Origin of the sequence: Rhodospirillum sp. A1_3_36 (genome assembly GCF_047263945.1) — a bacterium.
Lineage (GTDB): Bacteria > Pseudomonadota > Alphaproteobacteria > Rhodospirillales > Rhodospirillaceae > Rhodospirillum.
This window is the reverse complement of the sequence record NZ_JBLAVB010000001.1, coordinates 1,004,645-1,025,709: the sequence shown is the minus strand read 5'-3', so window position 1 is coordinate 1,025,709 and position 21,065 is coordinate 1,004,645. Positions and strand designations below refer to the sequence as shown.

Genomic DNA, 21,065 nt, shown 5'->3' with positions numbered 1-21,065 from the left:
GCTATTAGTTTTAGAGTGCCTTCGAGGCCAAGGTTGGCCAAGTGTTCCGGTTGGGAACGATCTCCATGGTCCGATGCTCCACGCCCCCAATCAGGTCCGTTTCCAAGGGCCTGACAGCCGTGCTTCCATCACCCATCGAGGCGTTGTAGGTAAAGGACGGCAAACCAGTCGTTCTCGTCGGTCCAAACGGCGCGCAGGGACCACCCCGCTCGACCCGCCAGGGCCGAGAAGCCGGGCACCGTGTATTTGTGGGAATTTTCCGTGTGGATCCGTTCTCCTTTCTCGAAGGAGATGGGGCGCCCCGCCACGGTCACGGTCTGGGCCTGGGTGGCCTCGATATGCATTTCGATGCGGGACTCAGTCTCGTTGAACAGGGCCTTGTGGGTGAAGTGGCTCAGGTCGAAGGTCCCGTTCAGGTCCCGGTTGATACGCTCCAGCAAGTTCAGATTGAAGGCTGCGGTCACCCCTTTTCGGTCGTCGTAGGCGGCGCGGAGCACATCGCGGTCCTTGATCAGGTCGACGCCGATGACCATGCCCGCGCCTTTGCCCAGGGTCTCGGCCGCCGAATGGAGAAAGTCTTCGGCTTCTCCCGCCGTGAGATTGCCAATGGTGGAGCCCGGGAAGAAACCAACCACGTTCGATGAGGCCATGCGCGGCATGTCAAAGGGCGTGGCGAAATCGGCATGGACGGGCAGGATGCTCAGGTCCGGATAGTCGGCGTTGAGTTGGGCGCTTGAGGCCAGCAGGTGGTCGCGGGAGATGTCGATGGGCACATAGGCCCGCGGGGCATCCAGGGCATCCAGGAGCAAGCGAACCTTGACTCCGGCACCGCTGCCGAATTCGACCAGGGTGGTATCCGGCCCGGCGATGGCAGCGATATCCGGCGCGTGAGCCTCAAGGATCCCCAGTTCAACGCGGGTGGGATAATACTCCTCCAATTCGCAAATCTGCTCGAACAGATGGGATCCCTTGGTGTCATAGAAGAATTTGGAGGGAATGGCTTTTGGGGTGCTCTGCAGGCCGTCCAGGACCGCCTGGGCGAACTCATCCTGGCCGGTCTGAGCTTCGGGCGGGCGGATTTGGGTGGCGGTATTGGTCATGGTTAAACGTCCCTTGCCAGACGCAGGCCCGAGAAGGCCCAACGTTGGTGTGGATAGAAGAAATTGCGGTAGGTGGCGCGGGAATGCCCCTCTGGCGTGGCACAGCATCCGCCACGTAAGACCATCTGATTGGCCATGAATTTCCCGTTGTACTCGCCTACGGTGCCTTCTGGCGGGCGGAAGCCCGGATAGGCGCCGTAGGGGCTGGCGGTCCACTCCCAGACATCGCCGAACATTTGGATGGGCTCGTCCCGGTCGGTTGCAGGGGCAGAGCGAGGGCGCAAGGCTTGGGTATCTAAGGCGCCAGACCCCAGGGTGTTCCCCTCCGGGATCAGGTCGGTCGCAGCGACTTCCCATTCCGCTTCCGTCGGCAGCCGGTTACCGCTCCACCGGGCAAAGGCATCGGCCTCGTAATAGCTGACGTGGTCCACCGGAGCATGGGGATCCACTGGGTGGAAACCGCGCAGGGTGAGGGAATGCCAGATCCCATTCACCTTTTCCCAGTAAAGCGGTGCCTCCCAGCCCTCTGCCTGGACTGTAGCGAAGCCGTCGGACAGCCAATGGGACGCCTCGCTGTATCCGCCATCTGTGATGAAGGCCATCCATTCCCCATTGGTGACCGGGCGGGATCCCAGTTGGTAGGGCCGGAGGAGGACGTCATGGCGGGGGCCTTCGTTGTCGAAGGCAAATCCCGCCCCGTCGTGGCCGATGGCATGGATGCCGCCCGGATACTCGATCCAGCGGAAGGGGGCGGCAGGTGCCGATGACGTTCCATCGCCGGGGGCATAGGCGGGCTGACAGGGGTTCAGGGAAAAGAGGTTCAGGATATCCATGAGCAGCAATTCTTGGTGTTGCTGCTCGTGGTTGATGCCGAGTTCGACCAAGGGGGCAATGGCAGTCCGGGTCTTTTCGTCTGCGGTGGAAAGAAGTGTTGCCATGCCAGCGTCCACATGGGCGCGGTAGGCCATGACATCGGACAGGGGCGGGCGGGTCAACATGCCCCGTTGGGGACGGGGATGGCGGGGACCGGCGCCCACGTAATAGGAATTGAAAAGTATGGCGTAGAGCGGGTCGAAGGGGGTGTAGCCGGGAAGAGATGGGGTGAGCAGGAAGGTTTCGAAGAACCAGGACACATGGGCCAAATGCCATTTTGTCGGGCTACAGTCCGTGATGGACTGAACCACCTGATCTTCGGGCGAGAGGGGAGCGGCGAGCGCTTCAGTTCTTCGGCGGGTGTCGGTGAGGCGGCGGCCTAAGAGATCTATGTCCGCCCGGGTATTGGACCCGGTCTGGATCGCGGTGCTCATGGTCTGGATTCCTCCCCTATCACCCTTCTACTTGAGTGCCATTTGGGGATTAAATCCGGAGATCGCCAATCGTTCCCCGGATTTTTTGGTCAACATTTTGTGAAATGCGTCCGTGACACCGCGAGAATTAGGGGGAATCCCCTATCGCGGTGGGAGGGGAGGCGCGGCCAGAACCCGCTCCCAGACCGCGCCGATCAAGCCGTCGTCCAGGGTCAAGCGGAAGGGGCCGGTGAGTAGCGCGCCCAAGTCTTCCGCCGAGGTTACCTCTCGGCTTTCTTCCTGACCGTCGATGACCCGCTTGTGGGTGCGATCCAGGAGAGTCAGTCGTCCTCCCGGTATGGCTATGGCGACCATCAGGTGATGCGGAAACATCCGGCTGGCGGGATGGGTGGACAAGATGTTTACGGCGTCGACATCCGGCGGGGTAACCACAATGCGGTCGAAGCTATAGAGGGAAAACCAGCTTCCATCGGGCTTCTTCCGTTCGATTACGGTCTCGCCCGTCTCGGGATCGGGTCTTTGGCGGAAAATTCCGTCACCAAGGACTTGCTCTCCGGGGGTTGAAAGGCTGAGGGGCGCTTGGTAGGTATCCCCGCCGAATCCCGTGTCGATGATCCAATCCTGGTCGTCTTGGGTTACCAGATGGGCATAATGGGACCGCCAGCCCCCTTGCGCTGCGCCCAGGCGAACCCGGGCCAGCACGGACCGGGACTGAAAGCCAAGCAGGGGCAAGGCCTGGGCCAACAGGCCGTTGAGCTCCACACAGTAGCCTCCCCGACCGCCTTGGATCAGCTTGCTGTCAAGGGATTCGTTTGTCAGGCCGGGCAGGACACCGGTCAGGGGGTCGATGTTCTCGAAGGGCAGGGTCGTCATTTGCGCCCAGTGCAGGCGGGCCAATCCCTCCACTGTCGGGGGCGGCGCCTCGGTCAAACCGATGCGGGTGAGATAGCGGGTGAGGTCGAAAGCCATGGGGAGATCCAAGGAGGGGGACGGGAGGAGATGTGGAGAGCATCTTGCGCAAAACCAGTGGCTACTTTTACGCAAAAAGCCCTAACAGGGTGCGGAAAAACTCCTTCGTCGTCTCGGGGCTTTGCCCCGTCCCCCCCCTCTTTGGCCAGGCAGGGGCCGAAAGGCCCCAGGCGGTTGTGGCTGGACAAACTGCACGACAGTGTCTCTTGGAGCCTCGTTTGCTTTGGCCGCTGTTTCGATTGAAGGGTCATCGACAGAAAGAGGTCGGCGCGGTGAAGGTCGTGTGGGACCAGCACCGAAGCCGACAAGGGGGGGCTATTCCGCCCCACCCTGCAACTGCGGGTCTGGGAAGTCGCTGATGGGGCCCATTGCCTTGGAGTCCCGCTTGAACAGGGGGTCGGATTGCATGTAGAGGGCCAGAAGCTCCGCCAGTGCTTCCAGGGAGCGGATGTGGGTCCGCTCATAGCCATGAGAGCCGTCGCAGGCGAAGCAGATCAGCGAAGTACGGATGTCGTTTCCGGCCTCAAGCGCGCTGGCCGCGTCGGAGCGATAATAGCGGAAGACGTCCCGGCTGTGCTCGATCCCATGGGCGCGGCACATGTCGATCAGCTTGTGGGTCAGATGCCAGTCGAAGGGACCGCTGGAATCCTGCATGGCAATGGTCACGCCGAATTCACTGGTGTTCTGGCCCGGTGCAATGGTGCCGTTGTCGATGGAGACCATTTCCGCCACATCTCCATGTAGGATGTGCGAGGCGCCGACGCCGACTTCTTCGGAAATGGTGAAGAGCAAGTGGCAATCCACCGGGATGCGGACGTCGCTTTCATTGACCGCTTTGGCTGCGGCAAGGGCAGCGGCGACGCCGGCCTTGTCGTCCAGGTGTCGGGAGACGATGAAGCCACTTTCCGAGAATTCGGGGGTGGGGTCGACAGAAATATGGTCGCCGACGTTGAGCCCCAGATTGATCAGATCGGCTTTGGTGTGGACGATTTCATCCAGGCGGACTTCCACGTTGCTCCAGGAGACCTCCTGGGTGTCGATTTCCTTGTTATAGACGTGCCCCGAGGCCTTAAGGGGCAGGACTGAGCCCCGGAACATGCGCGGTCCATCGGAATAGACCGTCACCCGGGCGCCCTCGGCCATACGGGCGGACCAGAAGCCGATGGGGACAATTTCCAGGCGGCCATTGTCTTTCAGGTTTTTCACCATGCAGCCCAAGGTGTCCAGATGGCTGATGATCGCTCGGTCAGGGCTGTAGCGGATACCAGGGATATTGGCGCGGATGGCGCCCCGCCGGGTGATCTCGAAAGCAATGCCCAGGCTCTCCAATTCCTCGCAGACCACATGGACCACCGCGTCCGTCAGACCTGACGGCGAGGGCGTTTCCAGGAGGCGTTTGAGAACGGCTTGGATGTAGTCCTTATCGACGGGAACGCGGGGCACAGAATATGTCCTTTAGGTCTGGAGGGAATATGCAAGGCCCATTGGTGTGGGCCATTCCCGGTACTTTAGCCTCTTTATTCCATTGGCTTAACCCCCCAATGGGCCTTTTCCCGGTCACCATGGGAAAAGTGGAGCATTAATTGGAATCCGTGCGATGGTCCGTCGGGGGCGCCAGACGGGTTTGGGGGAAGAGCAGGTCGATGAACCGCTCCGCCGTGGGCTGGGGTTCATGGTTGGCTAACCCCGGGCGTTCGTTGGCCTCGATGATCACGTGGTCGGGGCCGGTTATCGCAGGCACCAGGAAGTCCAAGCCGACCACGGGGATGTCCAGCACCTGGGCGGCACGCACGGCTGCGTCCACCAAGGCCCGGTGCAAACGATCCGTCACATCGTGGATGGTTCCGCCGGTGTGAAGGTTGGCCGTTTTGCGCACGGCCAGCGTCTCGCCCGTCGGCAGAAGACCGTCCATCTCGTACCCGGCAAGGCGGACCACCCGTTCGGTTTCCCCATCCATGGGAATGGTGCTTTCTCCCCCCGTGGCTGCGGCGCGGCGCCGACTGAGCTTCTCGATCAATTCACGAACAGTGTGCTTGCCGTCGCCGGTCACATGGGGAGGCCTCCGCACCGCTGCGGCGACCACCTTGAAATCAATGACGATAATGCGGAGGTCGTCGCCTTTGACGAATTGTTCCAGGATCACGTGATCGCAATAGGGTCGCGCGGCGTCGATGGCCCGGGCCAGTTCCTCAGGCCCTGTGACGTCGACGCTGATCCCTTTGCCCTGCTCGCCCCGGGCAGGCTTGACCACCACGCTGCCGTGGGTGGCGAGGAAGGCTTGGGCGCGGGCATTGTCAGTCACCGATATCTGGTCGGGGACGGACAGCCCAGCCTTTTCGAGAAGGCGGCGGGTGACGGCCTTGTCATCACAGCGGCTCATGGCAACCGCGCTGGTCAGTTCGGACAGGCTTTCCCGGCAAGTGATGGCCCGCCCCCCAAAGCTGAGCGTAAAATAGCTCCCTTCCTGGTCGACTACCTCTACCTGGATACCCCGGCGCCGGGCTTCGTTGACGATGATCTTGGCGTAGGGATTGAGCGCATCGTCATAGACCGGTCCGACGAAGAGCTTTTCATTGATGCTATTCTTGTTTTTCAGGGCGAAGACCGGGATTTGCTTGAACCCGAGTTTTTCATAAAGGGCGATGGCCTGTTCGTTGTCGTGCATCACCGAGAGGTCCATGAAGTCCCGGCCCCGCGCTTTGAACAGTTCTGCCAGTTTCCGAACCAGGGCTTCCCCCACGCCGGGCACCTGGCATTGGGGATCGACTGCCAGGGCCCAAAGGCTGGAGCCGTTGTCCGGATCATTGATGGCATGCTTGTGGTCCACGCCGGTGACAACGCCGACAACGGCGCCGGTACGATGATCCTCCGCCACCAGATAGGTCAGGACGGAACTGTCCCGATTCCGCCAGATGAAACCCTCGTAAGGGGGGACCATATGGCGCGACCGGTAGATGCGGTCGGCGCATTCGGTATCGGACAGGCTTTCGATCCGGCGGATCAGAGGACTCGGGAGCTTGTCCTGCCTTGGGGTGTAGTCCTTGAACCAAAGCCGGAAGGTGTGGCTGGGATCCAGGAATAGCTCCTGTGGGGCGAGGGACAGGACCACATGGGGGTCACGCAGGTAAATGGCGATGTCCCGGCGTCCCGGCAATTCCTCGCGCAGGACATCGGCCAGTTGGCGGCTGTCCGAAAAGGTTTGGCCGAAGACCAAACGCCCCCAGCCACAGTCCAGGATGGTGTTGTCCGTCAGGGCATCCCTGGTTTTCTCCGGAGCACGCCCCCAATTTTTCAAGGACGCCATGCGCATATAGGCTTCGGTAAAGGTTGAATCGTCCGAATCCTGGGTGCCCGTATCTTGCCTGCCCTTGTTGGGGGCGTCGTGATTGGAACTGGCCTCGGGTTTCACAGTCATGGGCTCACACTCCGTGGGTTTGGAGCCAGAGTTCCAGCATGGCCACTTGCCACAGCTTGGAGCCCCTAAGGGGCGTGATGTGGTCTTTTGGAGCATCCATCAGCATCTCCACGTAGTCCCGTTTGAAAATGCCCCGGTTCCGCGCTTTGGCCGAATCCATGGTATCGCGGACCATCTCCAGATAGGGACCTTCGATGTACTTCAGGGCGGGGACGGGGAAGTATCCCTTGGGTCGGTCGATCACCGCGTTAGGAATGATCTTGCGGGCACCGCTTTTGAGCACGCCTTTGCCGCCGTCGGCCAGTTTCAATTCTGCCGGGACATGACCGGCCAGCTCCACCAGGTCGTGATCCAGGAAGGGCACCCGGGCTTCCAGTCCCCAGGCCATGGTCATGCTGTCTACCCGTTTGACGGGGTCGTCCACCAGCATGACCGTGGTGTCCAGGCGCAGGGCCTTATCCACGGCGCGGTCGGCACCCGGTTGGCCGAAGTGGTTGGCGACGAAGGCCAAGCTGGCGTCTTGGCCGAGCATGCCCGGCTCCAGCACGTCGGCCATCTCCGCATGGGAGCGGTCGAAGAAGACCTTGGCGTAGTCTGCGACCGGATCCATGCTGTTCAGCAGGGGGGGATACCAATGGTACCCGCCGAAGACTTCGTCGGCTCCCTGGCCACTTTGCACCACTTTAACATGTTTGGAGACTTCCTGGGACAGCAGGAAGAATCCCACGTTATCGTAGGACACCATGGGTTCGTTCATGGCTTGGAACGTGCGCGGTAGGGTTTCAAGCAATTTGTCCGAGGGGACGAAGATCTGGTGGTGATCTGTGCCGTAATGCTTGGCCACGATGTCCGAATATTGGAACTCATCGCCTTTCTCTCCGCCTGCTGCCTCGAAGCCGACCGAGAAGGTCTTGAGGCCGGTCTGCCCGGCTTCCGCCAGCAGTCCGGTGATGAGGCTGGAGTCCAGGCCGCCCGAGAGCAACACGCCCACGGGAACATCCGCCACCAGACGGCGCTTCACCGCAGTGCGCAGGGCGCCCATCACCCGCTCTTCCCACTCTTCGGCGGAAATGGCCTTGTCCTCGGCTATGGGGTTCACCGACAGGGTCCAATAGGTTTCGCTCTTGCGGCTGCCATCGGCTTCGATGACCGTGACCGTGGCGGGGGGGATCTTGCGGATCCCGCGCAGGATGGTCAGGGGCGCCGGGACCACGGCGTGGAAGCTCATATAGTGGTGCAGGGCTTCAGGATCGATGCTCGTGTCCAGGTCTCCTGCGGCCAGTAAGGCGGGCAGGGAGGAGGCAAAGCGCAGACGTCCCGGACGCTCCGAAATGTAGAGCGGTTTGATCCCCAGCCGGTCTCGGGCGAGGACGGTGCGGCCCGAATCCCGCTCCCGAATGGCGAAGGCGAACATGCCGTGGAACTGGCGCACGCAATCTGGACCCCAGTGGTGATAGGCCTTCAGGATCACTTCCGTGTCGCCCTGGGAAAAGAACCGATACCCCTTGCCCTCTAGTTCGGTGCGCAGCTCCTTATAATTATAGATGCAGCCGTTAAAGGCGATGGTCAGTCCCAAGGTTGAATCAACCATCGGTTGTTGGGCCGTCTCGGACAGGTCGATGATTTTTAAGCGACGGTGACCGAAGGCCGCGGACCCTTGGGACCAGACACCACCGCTGTCGGGACCCCGGGGAACCATGGCGTCCACCATGGCCGCGACTGCCCGCGTATCCGCCATTGTTCCATCAAATCGAATCTCGCCGCTAAGTCCACACATATCGTCCGTTCAAACCTCGTGTCTTTTTTTGAAGGGGGAGTCGGATTGGGGGGAGCACAGATGGCCGGTCGGCGCCCGAAAAAGGAGGGGCTGTTGAGCTGTCGTGGATCCCGGAACACGTGCTCTATCCAAAGGAAACGTCCTCTATCTAAAGGAAACGTCCAACCACTAAGTTAAATGGGCGCAGGCTTGAGCGCCATTCCCGTATTCATGCCAATGCCACCACCTTCTTAAAGGTAGGAAATGATACGGCGCATCGCAACATGTTTCCTGTGATCTTCACGACATTTGATGTTTCTGAAGTTTTTTGTCAATATTGTGAAATTATTTCTCAAAGTAATGCAGGTTAAAGAAGATTTTTGTATTGTTGCTCGGTAAGTTTTATTTGATTTTACTCGAGATTGTTTCGGATGCGGTTTTTGTTTTCAGGTGATCAGAGATTGTGGACCCTCCGTTGGAAGCGGACTATGGTGTGGTCCTATTGGGAGAGGGGCGAGGAGGGCTGTGGCCGAAAGGGGCGGTTCCTCTGAATTGGGGAAGGGCATAGTCGGGAAATGCTGTTTGAACGGCCGATAGACGTTCTTGTGGTGGAGGACAATCCTGGCGACAGTCGGTTGATTGAGATTAATCTTTCTGAGCAAACAGATGTGCATTTCCGGGTCGTCGTGCGGTCGGACCTCGCGGGTGCCATGGAGGCCTTGGGGGAACGGGCCTTTGGTGTGGTCCTGCTTGATCTTTTCCTTCCTGATAGCCAGGGATTGTCCACCCTGGAGCGTCTCATTGCCGCTGTAGATGAGACGCCGGTGGTGGTGATGTCAGGTCTGGATGATTTTTCCGTGGCGGTTCAGGCCGTTCAGCGGGGTGCCCAGGATTATCTCGTGAAGGGAAAGGGGGACGGGGAGTTGATTCGCCGCTCCATTCTTCACGCTATTGAACGTCAGAGAACCCGCCGCCAATTGCTGTTATCTGAGGCCGCTTTCAACAATACGGATACGGGTATGTTGGTCATGGATACCCGAGGTGTGGTCTCCCGGGTCAACCCTGCCTATCTGGAAGTCATGGGGTGTGCCGCTGGGGAAGTGGAGGGAAAGTCTGCCCATTTCCTGCTGCCCAATGTCCATGATCAAGACTTCTATGATGCGCTGTGGGCCCGCTTGAAGGAAGAGGGGAGCTGGGAGGGGGAGATTTGGAACCGGCGTCGCGATGGACAAATTCGTCCTGAATGGATTCGGATCAACGTGGTGCGAGATGGGTTGGGGCAAGCTGTTGGCTATGTGGTGATCTTTTCCGATGTCACCTTCCGGCGTCGGGCAGAGGATGAATTGATCCGGCAGGCCACCACCGATTCCCTGACGGGTTTGCCCAATCGCCCCCTGTTCCTGAAGCTTTTGGCTTCCGGAATCGAGCGCAATCGCCGGTATGGTCGGCAGTTGAGTTTGTTGTTTGTCGATTTGGATGGGTTCAAGGATGTGAACGACAATCAAGGCCATGATGTCGGTGATCTGGTCCTGAAGGAAGTTGCCTTGCGGTTGCGGCGGGCGGTGCGCGTCTCTGACGAAGTGGCCCGTCTTGGCGGGGATGAATTTACCGTGGTGTTGAGTGAGGTTAATCAGCCCCATGACGCTGAGGCGGTGGCGATTAAGGTGGTGGATGCCCTGTCTCAGCCCTATGAAATGGAGTGTGGGACGCTCTTGCTTTCCGCAAGCGTCGGTGTTGCGACTTGTCCTAAGGACGGCATGGGCCCAGAGCATTTGTTGCATGCGGCCGACGAGGCCATGTACAAGGCAAAACGAGCGGGCAAAAATCGTTTTGTCTTCGCGGATCTCGGCGCAGAGCCCTTATAATTCCAAGGGCCGATACCCTGCATCCCTACTGGACGACGTATCGGGCTTTCGATGGTCGGGGAAACGAAAGGAATTTGTGGGTCATGGATATATTGTTGGTCGAGGACAACCCGGGTGATGCTCGTCTCGCGTCCGAAGCCTTCAAGGAGGGGGGGCTGCCCATTAATCTGCATGTGGTGCAAGATGGGATTGAGGCGATGGCCTTTTTGCGGCGTGAGCCTCTGTATACGTCGGTTCCGCAGCCGGACCTGATTCTTTTGGACCTCAACTTGCCCCGGAAGGATGGCAGGGAGGTATTGGCCGAGTTAAAAGAGGATGCGGATTTAAAGCGTATTCCTGTGATTGTCCTGACCACCTCTCAGGCCGAGGCAGATATTACGAAAAGCTACGATCTGCATGCGAATTGCTATATCGTCAAGCCGGTTGATTTTGACCAATTCATTGATGTGGTTCGGGGTATCGAGCAGTTTTGGTGCACTTTGGTGAAGCTGCCGCCCCATTGATCATGAGTTGGAGCTTTTTTGGGACCTGTTTTTGGCATTCTGTATGGCTTCTGCGATCTTCATGTCTTCGCGGAGAATGTGACGCATCATCCAATCGGATAGAAAGTCGAACATTTCCAAAACGGGAAAACTGTCAGGATCCTTGGAGTGGCGGTCCTTGAAGTTTTGGACACGCCGTTTCAGGCCATCGTGCAAGACTTTATGCTGCTCGAGGCCTTCATAGGCACACATGCGCATGAGACGTTCTTCCATGCCGAAATGGTATTCGGTGTAATGGGCTAATTCCTCGAAAAGTCCGGGAATGACCTCGCGCCCGATTCGGCCTCGAACCACAGCATGGAATTGATTGAGAATTTTAAGGAGCGTTTGATGGTCTTTGTCCAGCGCAGCGTTTCCAACGCTCATTTTATCGGACCATTTGATCAGTGACATTCTTTACCTATCAGCCGCATATCGCCGCACAGATATGCGTTTTCCTTGTTCGTGCCATTCACGTTCACGCCGTTCATCCGCCTTTCCGCAAATTTCTTTCGATCATATTCTCAGTATTGGATGAAGTTACCATTTTCCCAGATCATTTTGGACGCGTCCATATAATGCCACCTTTTAGGATGGTTCCTTTCAGCCTCTAGACATTTTGCCAGTGATTGCCAGCTTTGTGGATAAAAAATGATAGGGTTGCCGCAGAAATGTCACGAATCATACGGCGGGCTTCATCTATTCGCTATATCGCCTAGTCGATGCCTTTTGGGGAGGGGGCTGTGTTTTATCTTGTTTTTTTTGAGTGCCTTCGAGATCAACCCAAAATTCATGCCGTGAATTCAATGGTTTCCGTCATGTCCGTGAAAACGGGCATCCAGGGTTGATTTTGGTGTCGGTGCTCAAGCGCTCTGGCGTTGCGGGTTTTGCCTCCGTTGCCTGTGCCTACCCTGGATTCCTGCATGCGCGGGAATAATGACTAATACCCAGGTGCGGTGAGTTTGCCTCAGCGCACCTTGGAAGCGGCCAAGTGGCCGCCGCGCCTTATGGCGCGTAAAAGCCCGCCTGGCGTTTGAACGCAAGAAAAGCGGCCTGGGTTTCAACCCGCGCTGCTTGGTATAAATTATTGAAAAAATGAGAGTTATTTCGGGTTGAGCTTTAAACAGATGGGCCTGCGAGACCTCTGGCAGTTGGGGCGTGAGAGGGGCGGCTGGGGCGCAAATATGGTGCGGCGCGAAAAAACCTCTTTACAAGGGGCTTCGATTCAGCGATATTGTGCATCGCAGCATGACGGTCCATGCACTTCGTGCAGTTATGCTGTCTTTCTTGGACGTTTCCTCCCTAAACTTGGGCCGTGGGCAACCACGGCCCCTTTTTTTGCCTACCGCCATTACTGGGTGTTCACGGATGGGGACATGCCAGAGGAAATGAGGATCGTAATATCCTCAATGATGTGATCCAGGGAACGCTGCTCCGCAACGGTCTTGCCCCAGCGGGGCAGGGTGTTCAGGGCATTGAGGATGAAGTGCGCTGAAATATCCGCGTCAACTTTGGGCTGATATTCCCCTGTTTGCGCCCTTCTTCGATGAAATCCATGAGCCCTCGCAGCAGGGCGGCGCGTCGTGCGGAGATGTTGAGGCGGCAGTCCTCCTCTAGATCGGCCAGATCTGTGATCAGCAGGCAGACCCCCATTTCTTCCATGGCTTGGTTCGCATAGCTTTGGACGAAGGTGGTTATGCGTCCCAGGCCTGAGGGGCTCTCTGATTGGGCCTTTTCCAGGGCTGTTGTCCCAATATTTTCGGCGATGACCAGGCATTCGTAAAGAATGTCGCGCTTGCTGGGAATGTAATAATAGAGCGCAGCCTTGGTGACGCCCAGCACGCGGGCCACTTCGTCCAAGGACGTTCCGTGGTATCCTTTCGAACTGAATGTCTTGGCAGCTTCTCGGATTACCGTGTTTCGCTTTCTTTGGAAAAGTGTGTCGGAGTTCAGGTCGTTTTGTTTCCAGCGAGGCATGGCCAGTATCCAGACTTTGCTCTATCCAGGGAGGGGGTCTCTCCGGATTTCCCGATGAGTCAAGGAAACCCAGGCCTTGTATGGTGAGGCCTTTTTCCCTTGATGGGTGAAGTGTGATTTATCAGTGTCATCGCGCTAAACTTCAAGTAGGTGTATACCCCTAGTAGAGAAATAACATAAATATACTGTTATTTAAAAAAACAACACATACAAATAGTGTTATAAAAATCTTGACATCCACTCCAGAACTGTAAAAATCAGGATAACCGGAGCGAACGTGTGCTTGTCGCCGCGTGCTCCCCAGGAGGATCGAGCGTGGACAGTTTTCCCATCTTTCTACCCTTGACGGAATCCCGGGTCGTGGTCGTTGGTGCGACATCTGCGGCCTTGGCCAAGGCCCGTCTTGCCCTGAAGGCCGGTGCCCGGGTGACCATTCTGGCCCCGGACGGGGAAGGTGTGACATGGGAGGCGGATCCCTCTCTTAACCAGCCGATCTTGCCGGGCCACGCCTATCGGCCTGTCGATTTGGAGGGGGCTCGTTTGGCTTATGTGGCCACCGGTTCGACCGAATTGGATGTGGCCGTAGCGGCCGAGGCTCGGCGCCGGGGTGTGCTGGTCAATGTGGTCGACAGGCCGGAGCTTTGCGACTTTTTGACTCCGGCCATTGTCGATCGGGGGGCGGTGGTGGTTGCCATCGGAACAGGGGGGGCCTCGCCGGTCCTGGCGCGTCGGGTACGTGCGGCCATCGACCGCTTGCTCCCCAGTCGTCTGGGCGCCTTGGCGACCTTGGCCGAAGGCTTCCGCGAGGCCGTGGCCCGCGCTCTGCCCGATGGGGGCACCCGCCGCCGCTTCTGGGAGCGGTTTATGGATGGAGAACCGGCCCGCGCGGTTCTTGCCGGGGATACGCCGAGGGCTCGCTCTTTGGCGCTTCGTCTTCTAAATGGGACTCGGGGACTGGCCGAGGAGGCCAATGATCCGGGCGTCGTGCATCTTGTGGGGGCCGGTCCCGGTGATCCCGAGCTGCTGACACTCAAGGCCCAACGCCTCCTTCAGGAAGCCGATGTGATCATCCATGACGATTTGGTGGGCGAGGGGGTGCTGGATCTGGCCCGCCGGGACGCAAATCGGATTTCCGTCGGCAAGCGGGCAGGCCGACCCTCCATGGATCAGGATGCTATCTGTGCCCTGATGGTCCGGGAGGCCAAGGGAGGCCGGGTGGTCGTCCGCCTGAAGGGGGGGGACCCTGCTATCTTTGGTCGCTTGTCCGAAGAAATCGCAGCCTTGGACGCAGCGGGTACGCCCTGGGCCATTGTCCCGGGCATCACGGCAGCTTCAGCCGCCGCCGCGACCATGGGAATCCCGCTGACTGATCGGGACCACGCCCAGTCCGTAACCTTGGCCACGGCCCATCTTCGGGGGGACCGATCCGGAGATCAGGGGCGGCACGACTGGTCCGCCCTCGCGCGGACCGGCGGAACGCTTGCCTTGTACATGGCCCTGGGCCGGGCGCGGGAGGCCGCTTCTGGCCTGATCTCCGGTGGGCTCTCCCCGGAGACTCCCGTGGCTGTGGCCATGGACGTGGGAGGCGCGAACCAACGCGTTGCCCAGGGTTCCCTTATTGACTTGCCGTCCCTGGTTGCCGACCTGCGCGACCGGGACCCCAAAGCCCCTGGCCTGCTTCTAGTGGGCGAGGTGGCGCGCGCCGCCGGGCGGATACCGGCCCACCGCCCGGCGCGCGCGGCCCAACCTTCCTGGACTGACATGTCCTTTCCCGTGCCCTTTGGGGCCGCAGACCTTTCCTCTGGGCGATCCCAACCGGGCGCCGATCCTTTCTATGTGCGTCAAGGGTAACCAACCATGAGCAAAAAGACTGTCCCCGCGCTTCATGTCATTTCCGCCAACCGTCTGACCGATGGGGTTGTGGTCTATCGGTGTGGCGAATGCACCTGGAGCGAAGCTTTCTCGGATGCCCTGGTGCTTTCCGGCGAGTCCCTTGAGGACGAACTGGTCCTGGCCAAGGCCGATGAAGTTTCCGGTGTGGTCGGGGTGTACAGCCACGAAGTGAGCGATGGTGCGCCCGCCCATATCCGCGACCGCATTCGAGCCGAAGGGCCAACGGTTCTCTACAAGACGTCTCCTTCTGCGAAGGCACACTGAACCATGTATCGCTACGACGAATTCGACGCCGCCATTGTTGCTGACCGCACGCGGGAGTTCTCGGACCAGGTGGCCCGCCGCCTGTCCGGCGAGATCGACGAAGACTCGTTCAAGCCCCTGCGGCTGATGAACGGCGTCTATTTGCAACTTCACGCTTATATGCTGCGGGTTGCGGTGCCTTATGGCGAGCTGTCTGCCAACCAGCTCCGGCGCATGGCCCGCATCGCCAAGGATTATGACAAGGGCTATGGGCATTTCACCACCCGCCAGAACATCCAGTATAACTGGATCGCCCTGTCCGACATGCCCAAGGTGTTGGAGGAATTGGCCGAAGTGGGTCTGCATGCCATTCAGACCAGTGGAAACTGCATCCGTAACACCACCTGCGACCCGCTGGCCGGTGTCGCAGCGGATGAATATGAAGACCCCCGCCCCTGGGCGGAACTGATCCGCCAGTGGTCCACCTTCCACCCGGAATTCACCTTCCTGCCGCGCAAGTTTAAGATAGCGATCACGGGTGCTACCAAGGATCGGGCAGCGGTTCAGTTCCATGATGTTGGCTTGGAACTGGCCCCTCTGCCGGATGGCTCTGGTGAGATCGGTTTCAAGGTCTATGTGGGCGGCGGCATGGGCCGTACCCCACGTGTTGGACGCCTGTTACGCGATGACCTGCGCAAGGAACATCTATTGTCCTACCTGGAGGCCATCCTGCGGACCTACAACATGCAGGGACGCCGGGACAACAAGTACAAGGCCCGCATCAAGATTCTCATGGACGCGCTCGGCGTGGAGGCTTTCCGGGCCAAGGTCGATGCCGAGTGGGAAGCCATGGAGCGGACCACCGTGGACGTTCCCGCCGAGGAAGTTGCGCGGATCACCGATTACTTCGCGCCCTTGGACTATGCTCCGGTTTCCACCGGGACAGCGCAGGAGGTCGCCGACCTGCGCGCCCAGGATCCGGCCTTTGACGCCTGGCTGAACGCCAACGTCCATGCCCATAAGGTGGAAGGCTATGCGGGTGTCACCATTTCTCTGAAGCCCGTTGGTGGCATCCCCGGAGATGCCACCACAGACGAAATGGAGGCCGTTGCGGACTTGGTGGACCGGTATTCCCAAGGCATTCTGCGGGTGACCCACGAACAGAACCTGCTGTTACCCCATGTGCGCCAGGACCAGCTCCATGCCTTGTGGTTGGCCCTTCAGGCCGTCGGGCTGGAGACGCCGAACGTGGGTCATATGGGCGACATCATTGCCTGCCCGGGCCTGGACTACTGCGCGCTTGCGACGGCCCGGTCCATTCCCATCGCTCAGGAGATCAGCGCCCGGTTCAAGGACATGACACGGATTCAAGATATTGGTCCGGTCACCTTGAACATCAGCGGCTGCATCAATGCCTGCGGGCACCACCACGCGGGCAATATTGGCATTCTGGGTCTTGAGAAGGCCGGGGACGAGGCCTACCAGTTGGTTTTGGGTGGCGCCGCAGACGAACGCGCTGCGGTGGCACAGCAGACCGGGCGGGGCTTTTCTGCCGAAGGCATCGTCGACGCGGTGGAAACCGTGGTCGAGGCCTATATGGAGCTCCGCGAGGGGTCCGAAACGTTCATTGACACCTTCCGCCGCGTTGGCATTACCCCGTTCAAGGAGGCGCTCCATGGCCCCACTTCGGCTTGATTTTCCGGTCCGAGAGGCCGAAGTCTTTCCCGTTCTCGGTGCGGAAGATGCCTTTCCAACCCCCTATCCCGACAACGGGGTGACGGTGCTTGTCCCCCTATCCCGTTGGCTTGAGGAGCGGTTGGGTTTGATTGATGCGGGATTGTCCGTGGGGGTCTGGCTGGCGAGTGATGAGAGCCCCGAGGACTGGGGCCCCACCCTCGCCGAGGATATGGCGCGGTTGCCGGTTATCGGCCTGGCCTTTCCTGCTTTTACCGATGGCCGGGCCTATTCCAGCGCCCGTTTACTGCGGGAGCGCCACGGTTTTGGCGGAGAATTGCGCGCCTTGGGAGATGTTAAAATCGACCAAGTGCCGCTGATGGTCCGTTGCGGTTTCGACGCAATTGATCCGAAGGACACCTTGACGGAAGAGGCTGTGAATGCGGCCTTGTCTCGCTTCCGGCATGTGTATCAGCACGCCGGGGATGGTCGTCCCGCTATTTGGGCCGAGCGCCGCTCCATCGTCGCCAAGACGGAAGCCGAGCGCTGTTCCACCGGCATTGAGAAGGAGATTGTGGCATGACGGCGGAAGTCGACGTTTCCCAGGCGATTGATTATCTGGTTGGGCGCCATGTCTCCAGTACGGCTGAAGCGATCCTGGAGGATGTGTTGACCCGGGCGTATAAAGGCCGCACGGCTCTGGTCTCCTCCTTCGGAACCGAAGCAGCGGTGCTGTTGCACATGGTGGCCAACATTGATGCCTCTACTCCTGTGCTGTTCATGGACACCGGGCGCCTGTTCGGCGAAACCCTGCGCCACCGGGACAAGATGGTGGAGCGCCTGGGGTTGACGGATGTGCGTACTCTGGGTCCGGAGAAGGAGATTGCCCGGGAAGATCCGGACATGATGCTGTTCTCCCATGACCCGGACCGCTGTTGTTACCTCCGCAAGGTGCTGCCCTTGCGCAAAGCGCTTGAGGAGTTCGACTGCTGGATTAATGGTCGTAAGGGCCATCACGGGGAAGGCCGGGAGGCCCTGCCCATCGCCGAAGCTGACGGCTATATGGTCAAGGTGACTCCACTCGCCCGCTGGGGCGCGGAGGAGGTTGAGGCCTACCATGCCGTCCATGATCTGCCGAGACACCCCCTGTGGGAAGACGGTTTTTTGTCCGTTGGCTGCATGCCTTGCACCGATCGGGCCGCCAATTCATCGGACTTTCGCTCGGGACGTTGGGCCGGTAAGGGCAAGACCGAATGTGGCATCCATTTGCCGACCGCCTCGGCTATGCCGATGAAGAAAGCTCAAGGTTGCTAGAGTGCTCCGAGATCAAGTTGGGCCATTTTTTGGCCCAACTTGATCTCGAAGGCTCTCTAAGTCGGGATCTCAAAGAGGCGGAGTGCCCAAGTTTTCACTGCCTGTATGGTCGCCCAGGGTACACGCCAGTGTCTCGTCTTTTTTGGGCGATAGCCCAAGCCCATTTGGGGGCCAATGCCCCCAAACCCCCATTTCTCTTTTATCAATAAGAGCACGGGGTCTGGGGCCTTTTGGCCAAAGATCATAGTTTGCGGCCTTTCGGCCCCAGCGGTACACGACAGGCAAAGCCCCGTGACGGCCTTTCCCTGTCGTGTACTATAAGTCTTGGCCAGCTTGGCACAAGCTGGCCAAGTTTCACTCTCGTTCTATAGGTTTTAGAGTATCTTCGAGATCAAGTTTGGTCGCAAAGCGACCCAACTTGATCTCGGCTTACTCTAGTAAGCTCCTGTCTTTGGGGTGGATTCGCCGTCGGGGGAGGGAGCGTCCTTGCGGACGGCCAGGGGAACACCCACTTCACCCGCATAAACGGCGAGGAGTTTAAGCGGCTTATCCGTCTTGTTCTCCCCGTAATGCCACCCCGTTGTCTCCATGAAAGCATCCCCTTTCTTGAAAATACGGGGTGGTTCCCCTTCCGGCTGAATGGTCAATTCCCCCTCTAGAATATACGCGTACAAGGGAACCAGATGGCGATGGACAGAGGTTTTGGAGTGGGGCGGGAAGGTCGTGATCCGAGAGGTGATCAAGGGCGTTCCCGTGGGATAGACAAGCGGGACTCCATCTCCATGCGTCGATGTTTTGAGCAGGATGACACTGCTTATGCTCGCAGGTTCCGTTTCTGGGGGCTCGGTTGCGGCACAGGCGGAAAGCAGCATGACGGCCCCCGCGAGGACGAGCCTCGGACGCAATCTGGCTGTGAATGAAGGCATTATTTCCATCCTTTTTTCTGTGATGGGCGTGAATACCCGGGTTGTGGCCCAGGAAAGGGGTCAGGCAGATCGAATGCGCCCGGTAAAGGCATTCACTTCGTGTCGAAGAATGCTGGTTTGTTGGGAGAGAGTCGCGGCACTGCCCAACAAGCTGTCTGCGGCACTTCCTGACTCCGTCACCTGATGCATGACATCGGTGATGGTACGGGCCACGTCGGAGGTTCCGACAGCCGCCTGTTGCAGGCTTTGGCCAATCTCCCGGGTTGCTTCGAACTGTTCTTCCATGGCGGAGGAAATTTCCCCGGCGATATCGTTCATGCGGCGGATGGTGTCCGCGATATGCCGGATTGCGCCGACCGCGTTTTGGGTCGCGGATTGGATGGCTTCCACTTGAACGCCGATCTCTTCGGTCGCCGATGATGTCTGATTGGCCAAGGTCTTCACCTCGTTGGCGACAATGGCGAATCCCTTGCCCGCATCCCCGGCGCGGGCGGCCTCAATGGTGGCGTTGAGAGCAAGCAGGTTGGTTTGGGACGCAATGTTGTGAATGAGGTGAACGACATCCCCGATGCGTGTGGCAGCTTCGGTCAGACTAATGACCAAGTGATCCGTTTGTTGCGCTTCGGCAACCGCTGAACCGGCGATTGTGGTGGACTCCGCGACCTGGGAACTGATGCTGGCGACTGAGCCGGTTAACTGTTCGACGGCTGCGGCCACCAAGTTGACGTTGACGCTGGCCTCCTCGGTTGCTGCGGCTCCTTGGGTGGCGTGCTCGCGGGTCTTTATGGAAATGTTGTCAACAGTTTGGGCGTTGCCTTGGACAGCCTCAGCTTCCCGGACCACGCTATGCACCACATCCATGACGGTGTTTTCGAAGTTTTGGGCCAGATCGTTCATGGCCTTGCGCTTGTCTGCTTCGGCCCGCTCCCGCGCTTGCTCATGCGCGGTCCGCAAGCGTTCCACTTCGATGGCATTGTCCTTGAAGACTTGAACCGCACGGGCCATGTCGCCGATTTCATCGCGGCGCTCAGTGGCTGGAATGGCTTGCCCTGTGTCTCCTTCGGCCAAGGTCACCATGGCTTGGGTGAGAGCGCGGACGGGACGGGCGATGGATCGACCAATTAAAAAAGCGAAAATGATCCCTAAGGCGATACCCAAAGCGGGTGTGACGATCGCTTGGGTTTGACCATCATCAACCACGGTCCGGGCCTCGGATTGGGCGCCCTTCTGCGCACTGCCGAAGGTGTGGACGACGGTCTCCACGGCCGCCATGAGGGCGTCGAGGGCCCGCCGACTGGCGGATTGGGCCCCTTGGAGTGTTTGGTTGCCCTCGGTGACGGCCTTCAGTCCCTTGGAAAAACTCTCCATTCCAGGTGCCATTGAAGCGATGAATTTTTTCACGCGGCGATTGGTGGCAGCGGGGGTGAGTTTGGCGATGATGTCCCTGGCACGGCTCAGTTCATTGGTCGCCGTTGTGGCCTCGTTGGGATCTGATGTGGTGAGATACCGAGCGGTTGCCATACGGCTGGCCTGCAGGGCCTGAAGCAAACGCAAGGCGTCGTCCTGGACTGGGCCCTCTTCCTTGGATAAGGCGAGACTGACGACAGCCATGATCGTGGTATTGAGTTGCGTTCCGGCAAGGTCGGTTTGTTTTTGGCCGTCTAGTCTGGTGTTGACAGCGGTTACAATTTGCTCGAATGCCGACCGGTAGGTTTCTGCGGCCTGTCGAATGATGGCGAGTTGCTTCTCCACGTCGGCTCCGGCCTGGTCCTCGGCGGACAGTTGGCCGAGCTTGCTCAGGGACGCTTCGAAGTCGCTCAACTCCTTTTGGGCATCTGCCAGGGAATTTTCGGTCTTAAGTACGATGTAATTCAGGACAATGCGGTCAAGGCGCTCGCTTCGCTGTGCAAGCCGTGCCGTTTCCATGGCCTCCCGTCCCGTTGACATGACCCGATTCAGGTGCTCGTCAATGGTACCGACGGATCGGACGAATTGGACGCCTAGCACGGCGATCAGAAGAAGAACAACCACGAAACCGAGGGAGATTTTTTGGCGAACCTTGAGGCGTGAAAAATTGCCTCGAAAAAGAGCGGTATCGTTCATGG

General features: G+C 59.1%; 17 protein-coding genes. 7 read left to right on the top strand and 10 right to left on the bottom strand.

Annotation, left to right across the window (positions count from 1 at the left end):
• Window positions 1-128 precede the first annotated feature (128 nt).
• The 6 genes from egtD to ACLIRY_RS04420 form a co-directional block, all read right to left on the bottom strand.
• Complete coding sequence (egtD, locus tag ACLIRY_RS04445; RefSeq protein WP_413204131.1) at window positions 129-1,100, bottom strand: L-histidine N(alpha)-methyltransferase; 972 nt, start codon at window positions 1,098-1,100, stop codon at window positions 129-131.
• Between the two features lie 2 nt (window positions 1,101-1,102).
• Window positions 1,103-2,407: an ergothioneine biosynthesis protein EgtB gene (egtB, locus tag ACLIRY_RS04440; RefSeq protein ID WP_413204130.1), complete on the bottom strand. Its 1,305-nt coding sequence runs from the start codon at window positions 2,405-2,407 to the stop codon at window positions 1,103-1,105.
• A gap of 141 nt (window positions 2,408-2,548) precedes the next feature.
• Window positions 2,549-3,376, bottom strand: a complete 828-nt coding sequence (locus tag ACLIRY_RS04435) for an arylamine N-acetyltransferase family protein (protein ID WP_413204129.1) — start codon at window positions 3,374-3,376, stop codon at window positions 2,549-2,551.
• A gap of 315 nt (window positions 3,377-3,691) precedes the next feature.
• Window positions 3,692-4,819 (bottom strand): osmoprotectant NAGGN system M42 family peptidase, encoded by a 1,128-nt coding sequence (locus ACLIRY_RS04430; protein ID WP_413204128.1) that lies wholly within the window; start codon window positions 4,817-4,819, stop codon window positions 3,692-3,694.
• Window positions 4,820-4,955: 136 nt separating this feature from the next.
• The gene (gene ngg, locus ACLIRY_RS04425; protein WP_413204127.1) at window positions 4,956-6,791 is read right to left on the bottom strand and encodes an N-acetylglutaminylglutamine synthetase; all 1,836 of its coding nucleotides are present in this window, start codon (window positions 6,789-6,791) and stop codon (window positions 4,956-4,958) included.
• Between the two features lie 4 nt (window positions 6,792-6,795).
• Window positions 6,796-8,568 carry an N-acetylglutaminylglutamine amidotransferase gene (locus tag ACLIRY_RS04420; RefSeq protein ID WP_413204126.1) on the bottom strand — a complete coding sequence of 591 codons (1,773 nt, stop codon included), beginning with the start codon at window positions 8,566-8,568 and terminating at the stop codon, window positions 6,796-6,798.
• Between the two features lie 554 nt (window positions 8,569-9,122).
• Here ACLIRY_RS04420 and ACLIRY_RS04415 point away from each other — a divergent pair.
• Both ACLIRY_RS04415 and ACLIRY_RS04410 read left to right on the top strand, forming a co-directional pair.
• A complete protein-coding gene (locus ACLIRY_RS04415) occupies window positions 9,123-10,412 on the top strand; it encodes a diguanylate cyclase domain-containing protein (protein ID WP_413204125.1) in 1,290 nt (429 codons plus the stop codon).
• 83 nt (window positions 10,413-10,495) lie between these two features.
• A complete protein-coding gene (locus ACLIRY_RS04410) occupies window positions 10,496-10,915 on the top strand; it encodes a response regulator (RefSeq protein WP_413204124.1) in 420 nt (139 codons plus the stop codon).
• On the opposite strand, the gene ACLIRY_RS04405 is transcribed toward ACLIRY_RS04410, so the two are convergent.
• Window positions 10,916-11,347: a bacteriohemerythrin gene (locus tag ACLIRY_RS04405; protein WP_413204123.1), complete on the bottom strand. Its 432-nt coding sequence runs from the start codon at window positions 11,345-11,347 to the stop codon at window positions 10,916-10,918.
• 1,053 nt (window positions 11,348-12,400) lie between these two features.
• On the bottom strand, window positions 12,401-12,910 hold the full coding sequence (locus ACLIRY_RS04400; protein ID WP_413204122.1) for a TetR/AcrR family transcriptional regulator: 510 nt from the start codon (window positions 12,908-12,910) through the stop codon (window positions 12,401-12,403).
• Between the two features lie 315 nt (window positions 12,911-13,225).
• On the opposite strand from ACLIRY_RS04400, the gene cysG reads away from it, so the two are divergent.
• Genes cysG through ACLIRY_RS04375 form a run of 5 tightly spaced genes read left to right on the top strand, consistent with a single transcriptional unit; the run spans window position 13,226 to window position 18,034 of the window.
• Window positions 13,226-14,761, top strand: a complete 1,536-nt coding sequence (cysG, locus tag ACLIRY_RS04395) for a siroheme synthase CysG (RefSeq protein WP_413204121.1) — start codon at window positions 13,226-13,228, stop codon at window positions 14,759-14,761.
• 6 nt (window positions 14,762-14,767) lie between these two features.
• Window positions 14,768-15,067 carry a DUF2849 domain-containing protein gene (locus ACLIRY_RS04390; protein ID WP_413204120.1) on the top strand — a complete coding sequence of 100 codons (300 nt, stop codon included), beginning with the start codon at window positions 14,768-14,770 and terminating at the stop codon, window positions 15,065-15,067.
• A 3-nt stretch (window positions 15,068-15,070) separates the two neighbouring features.
• A complete protein-coding gene (locus ACLIRY_RS04385) occupies window positions 15,071-16,741 on the top strand; it encodes a nitrite/sulfite reductase (RefSeq protein ID WP_413204119.1) in 1,671 nt (556 codons plus the stop codon).
• Entirely contained in the window at window positions 16,722-17,303 is a 582-nt protein-coding gene (locus ACLIRY_RS04380) for a DUF934 domain-containing protein (protein WP_413204118.1), read from the top strand. Before ACLIRY_RS04385 ends, ACLIRY_RS04380 begins: the two co-directional genes overlap by 20 nt.
• Window positions 17,300-18,034: a phosphoadenylyl-sulfate reductase gene (locus tag ACLIRY_RS04375; protein WP_413204117.1), complete on the top strand. Its 735-nt coding sequence runs from the start codon at window positions 17,300-17,302 to the stop codon at window positions 18,032-18,034. The genes ACLIRY_RS04380 and ACLIRY_RS04375 overlap by 4 nt, the downstream gene beginning before the upstream one ends.
• A 434-nt stretch (window positions 18,035-18,468) precedes the next feature.
• Here ACLIRY_RS04375 and ACLIRY_RS04370 read toward each other — a convergent pair whose 3' ends face one another.
• Both ACLIRY_RS04370 and ACLIRY_RS04365 read right to left on the bottom strand, forming a co-directional pair.
• Window positions 18,469-18,960, bottom strand: a complete 492-nt coding sequence (locus ACLIRY_RS04370) for a cupin domain-containing protein (protein WP_413204116.1) — start codon at window positions 18,958-18,960, stop codon at window positions 18,469-18,471.
• A gap of 60 nt (window positions 18,961-19,020) precedes the next feature.
• Window positions 19,021-21,063 carry a methyl-accepting chemotaxis protein gene (locus ACLIRY_RS04365; protein WP_413204115.1) on the bottom strand — a complete coding sequence of 681 codons (2,043 nt, stop codon included), beginning with the start codon at window positions 21,061-21,063 and terminating at the stop codon, window positions 19,021-19,023.
• Window positions 21,064-21,065: the final 2 nt, after the last annotated feature.

Coding starts and splice junctions, on each gene's coding strand:
- egtD (WP_413204131.1), bottom strand. CDS start 1,100: ATGACCAATACCGCCACCCAAATCCGCCCGCCCGAAGCTCAGACCGGC.
- egtB (WP_413204130.1), bottom strand. CDS start 2,407: ATGAGCACCGCGATCCAGACCGGGTCCAATACCCGGGCGGACATAGAT.
- ACLIRY_RS04435 (WP_413204129.1), bottom strand. CDS start 3,376: ATGGCTTTCGACCTCACCCGCTATCTCACCCGCATCGGTTTGACCGAG.
- ngg (WP_413204127.1), bottom strand. CDS start 6,791: ATGACTGTGAAACCCGAGGCCAGTTCCAATCACGACGCCCCCAACAAG.
- ACLIRY_RS04420 (WP_413204126.1), bottom strand. CDS start 8,568: ATGTGTGGACTTAGCGGCGAGATTCGATTTGATGGAACAATGGCGGAT.
- ACLIRY_RS04415 (WP_413204125.1), top strand. CDS start 9,123: ATGCTGTTTGAACGGCCGATAGACGTTCTTGTGGTGGAGGACAATCCT.
- ACLIRY_RS04410 (WP_413204124.1), top strand. CDS start 10,496: ATGGATATATTGTTGGTCGAGGACAACCCGGGTGATGCTCGTCTCGCG.
- ACLIRY_RS04405 (WP_413204123.1), bottom strand. CDS start 11,347: ATGTCACTGATCAAATGGTCCGATAAAATGAGCGTTGGAAACGCTGCG.
- ACLIRY_RS04400 (WP_413204122.1), bottom strand. CDS start 12,910: ATGCCTCGCTGGAAACAAAACGACCTGAACTCCGACACACTTTTCCAA.
- ACLIRY_RS04390 (WP_413204120.1), top strand. CDS start 14,768: ATGAGCAAAAAGACTGTCCCCGCGCTTCATGTCATTTCCGCCAACCGT.
- ACLIRY_RS04385 (WP_413204119.1), top strand. CDS start 15,071: ATGTATCGCTACGACGAATTCGACGCCGCCATTGTTGCTGACCGCACG.
- ACLIRY_RS04380 (WP_413204118.1), top strand. CDS start 16,722: ATGGCCCCACTTCGGCTTGATTTTCCGGTCCGAGAGGCCGAAGTCTTT.
- ACLIRY_RS04375 (WP_413204117.1), top strand. CDS start 17,300: ATGACGGCGGAAGTCGACGTTTCCCAGGCGATTGATTATCTGGTTGGG.
- ACLIRY_RS04370 (WP_413204116.1), bottom strand. CDS start 18,960: ATGCCTTCATTCACAGCCAGATTGCGTCCGAGGCTCGTCCTCGCGGGG.
- ACLIRY_RS04365 (WP_413204115.1), bottom strand. CDS start 21,063: ATGAACGATACCGCTCTTTTTCGAGGCAATTTTTCACGCCTCAAGGTT.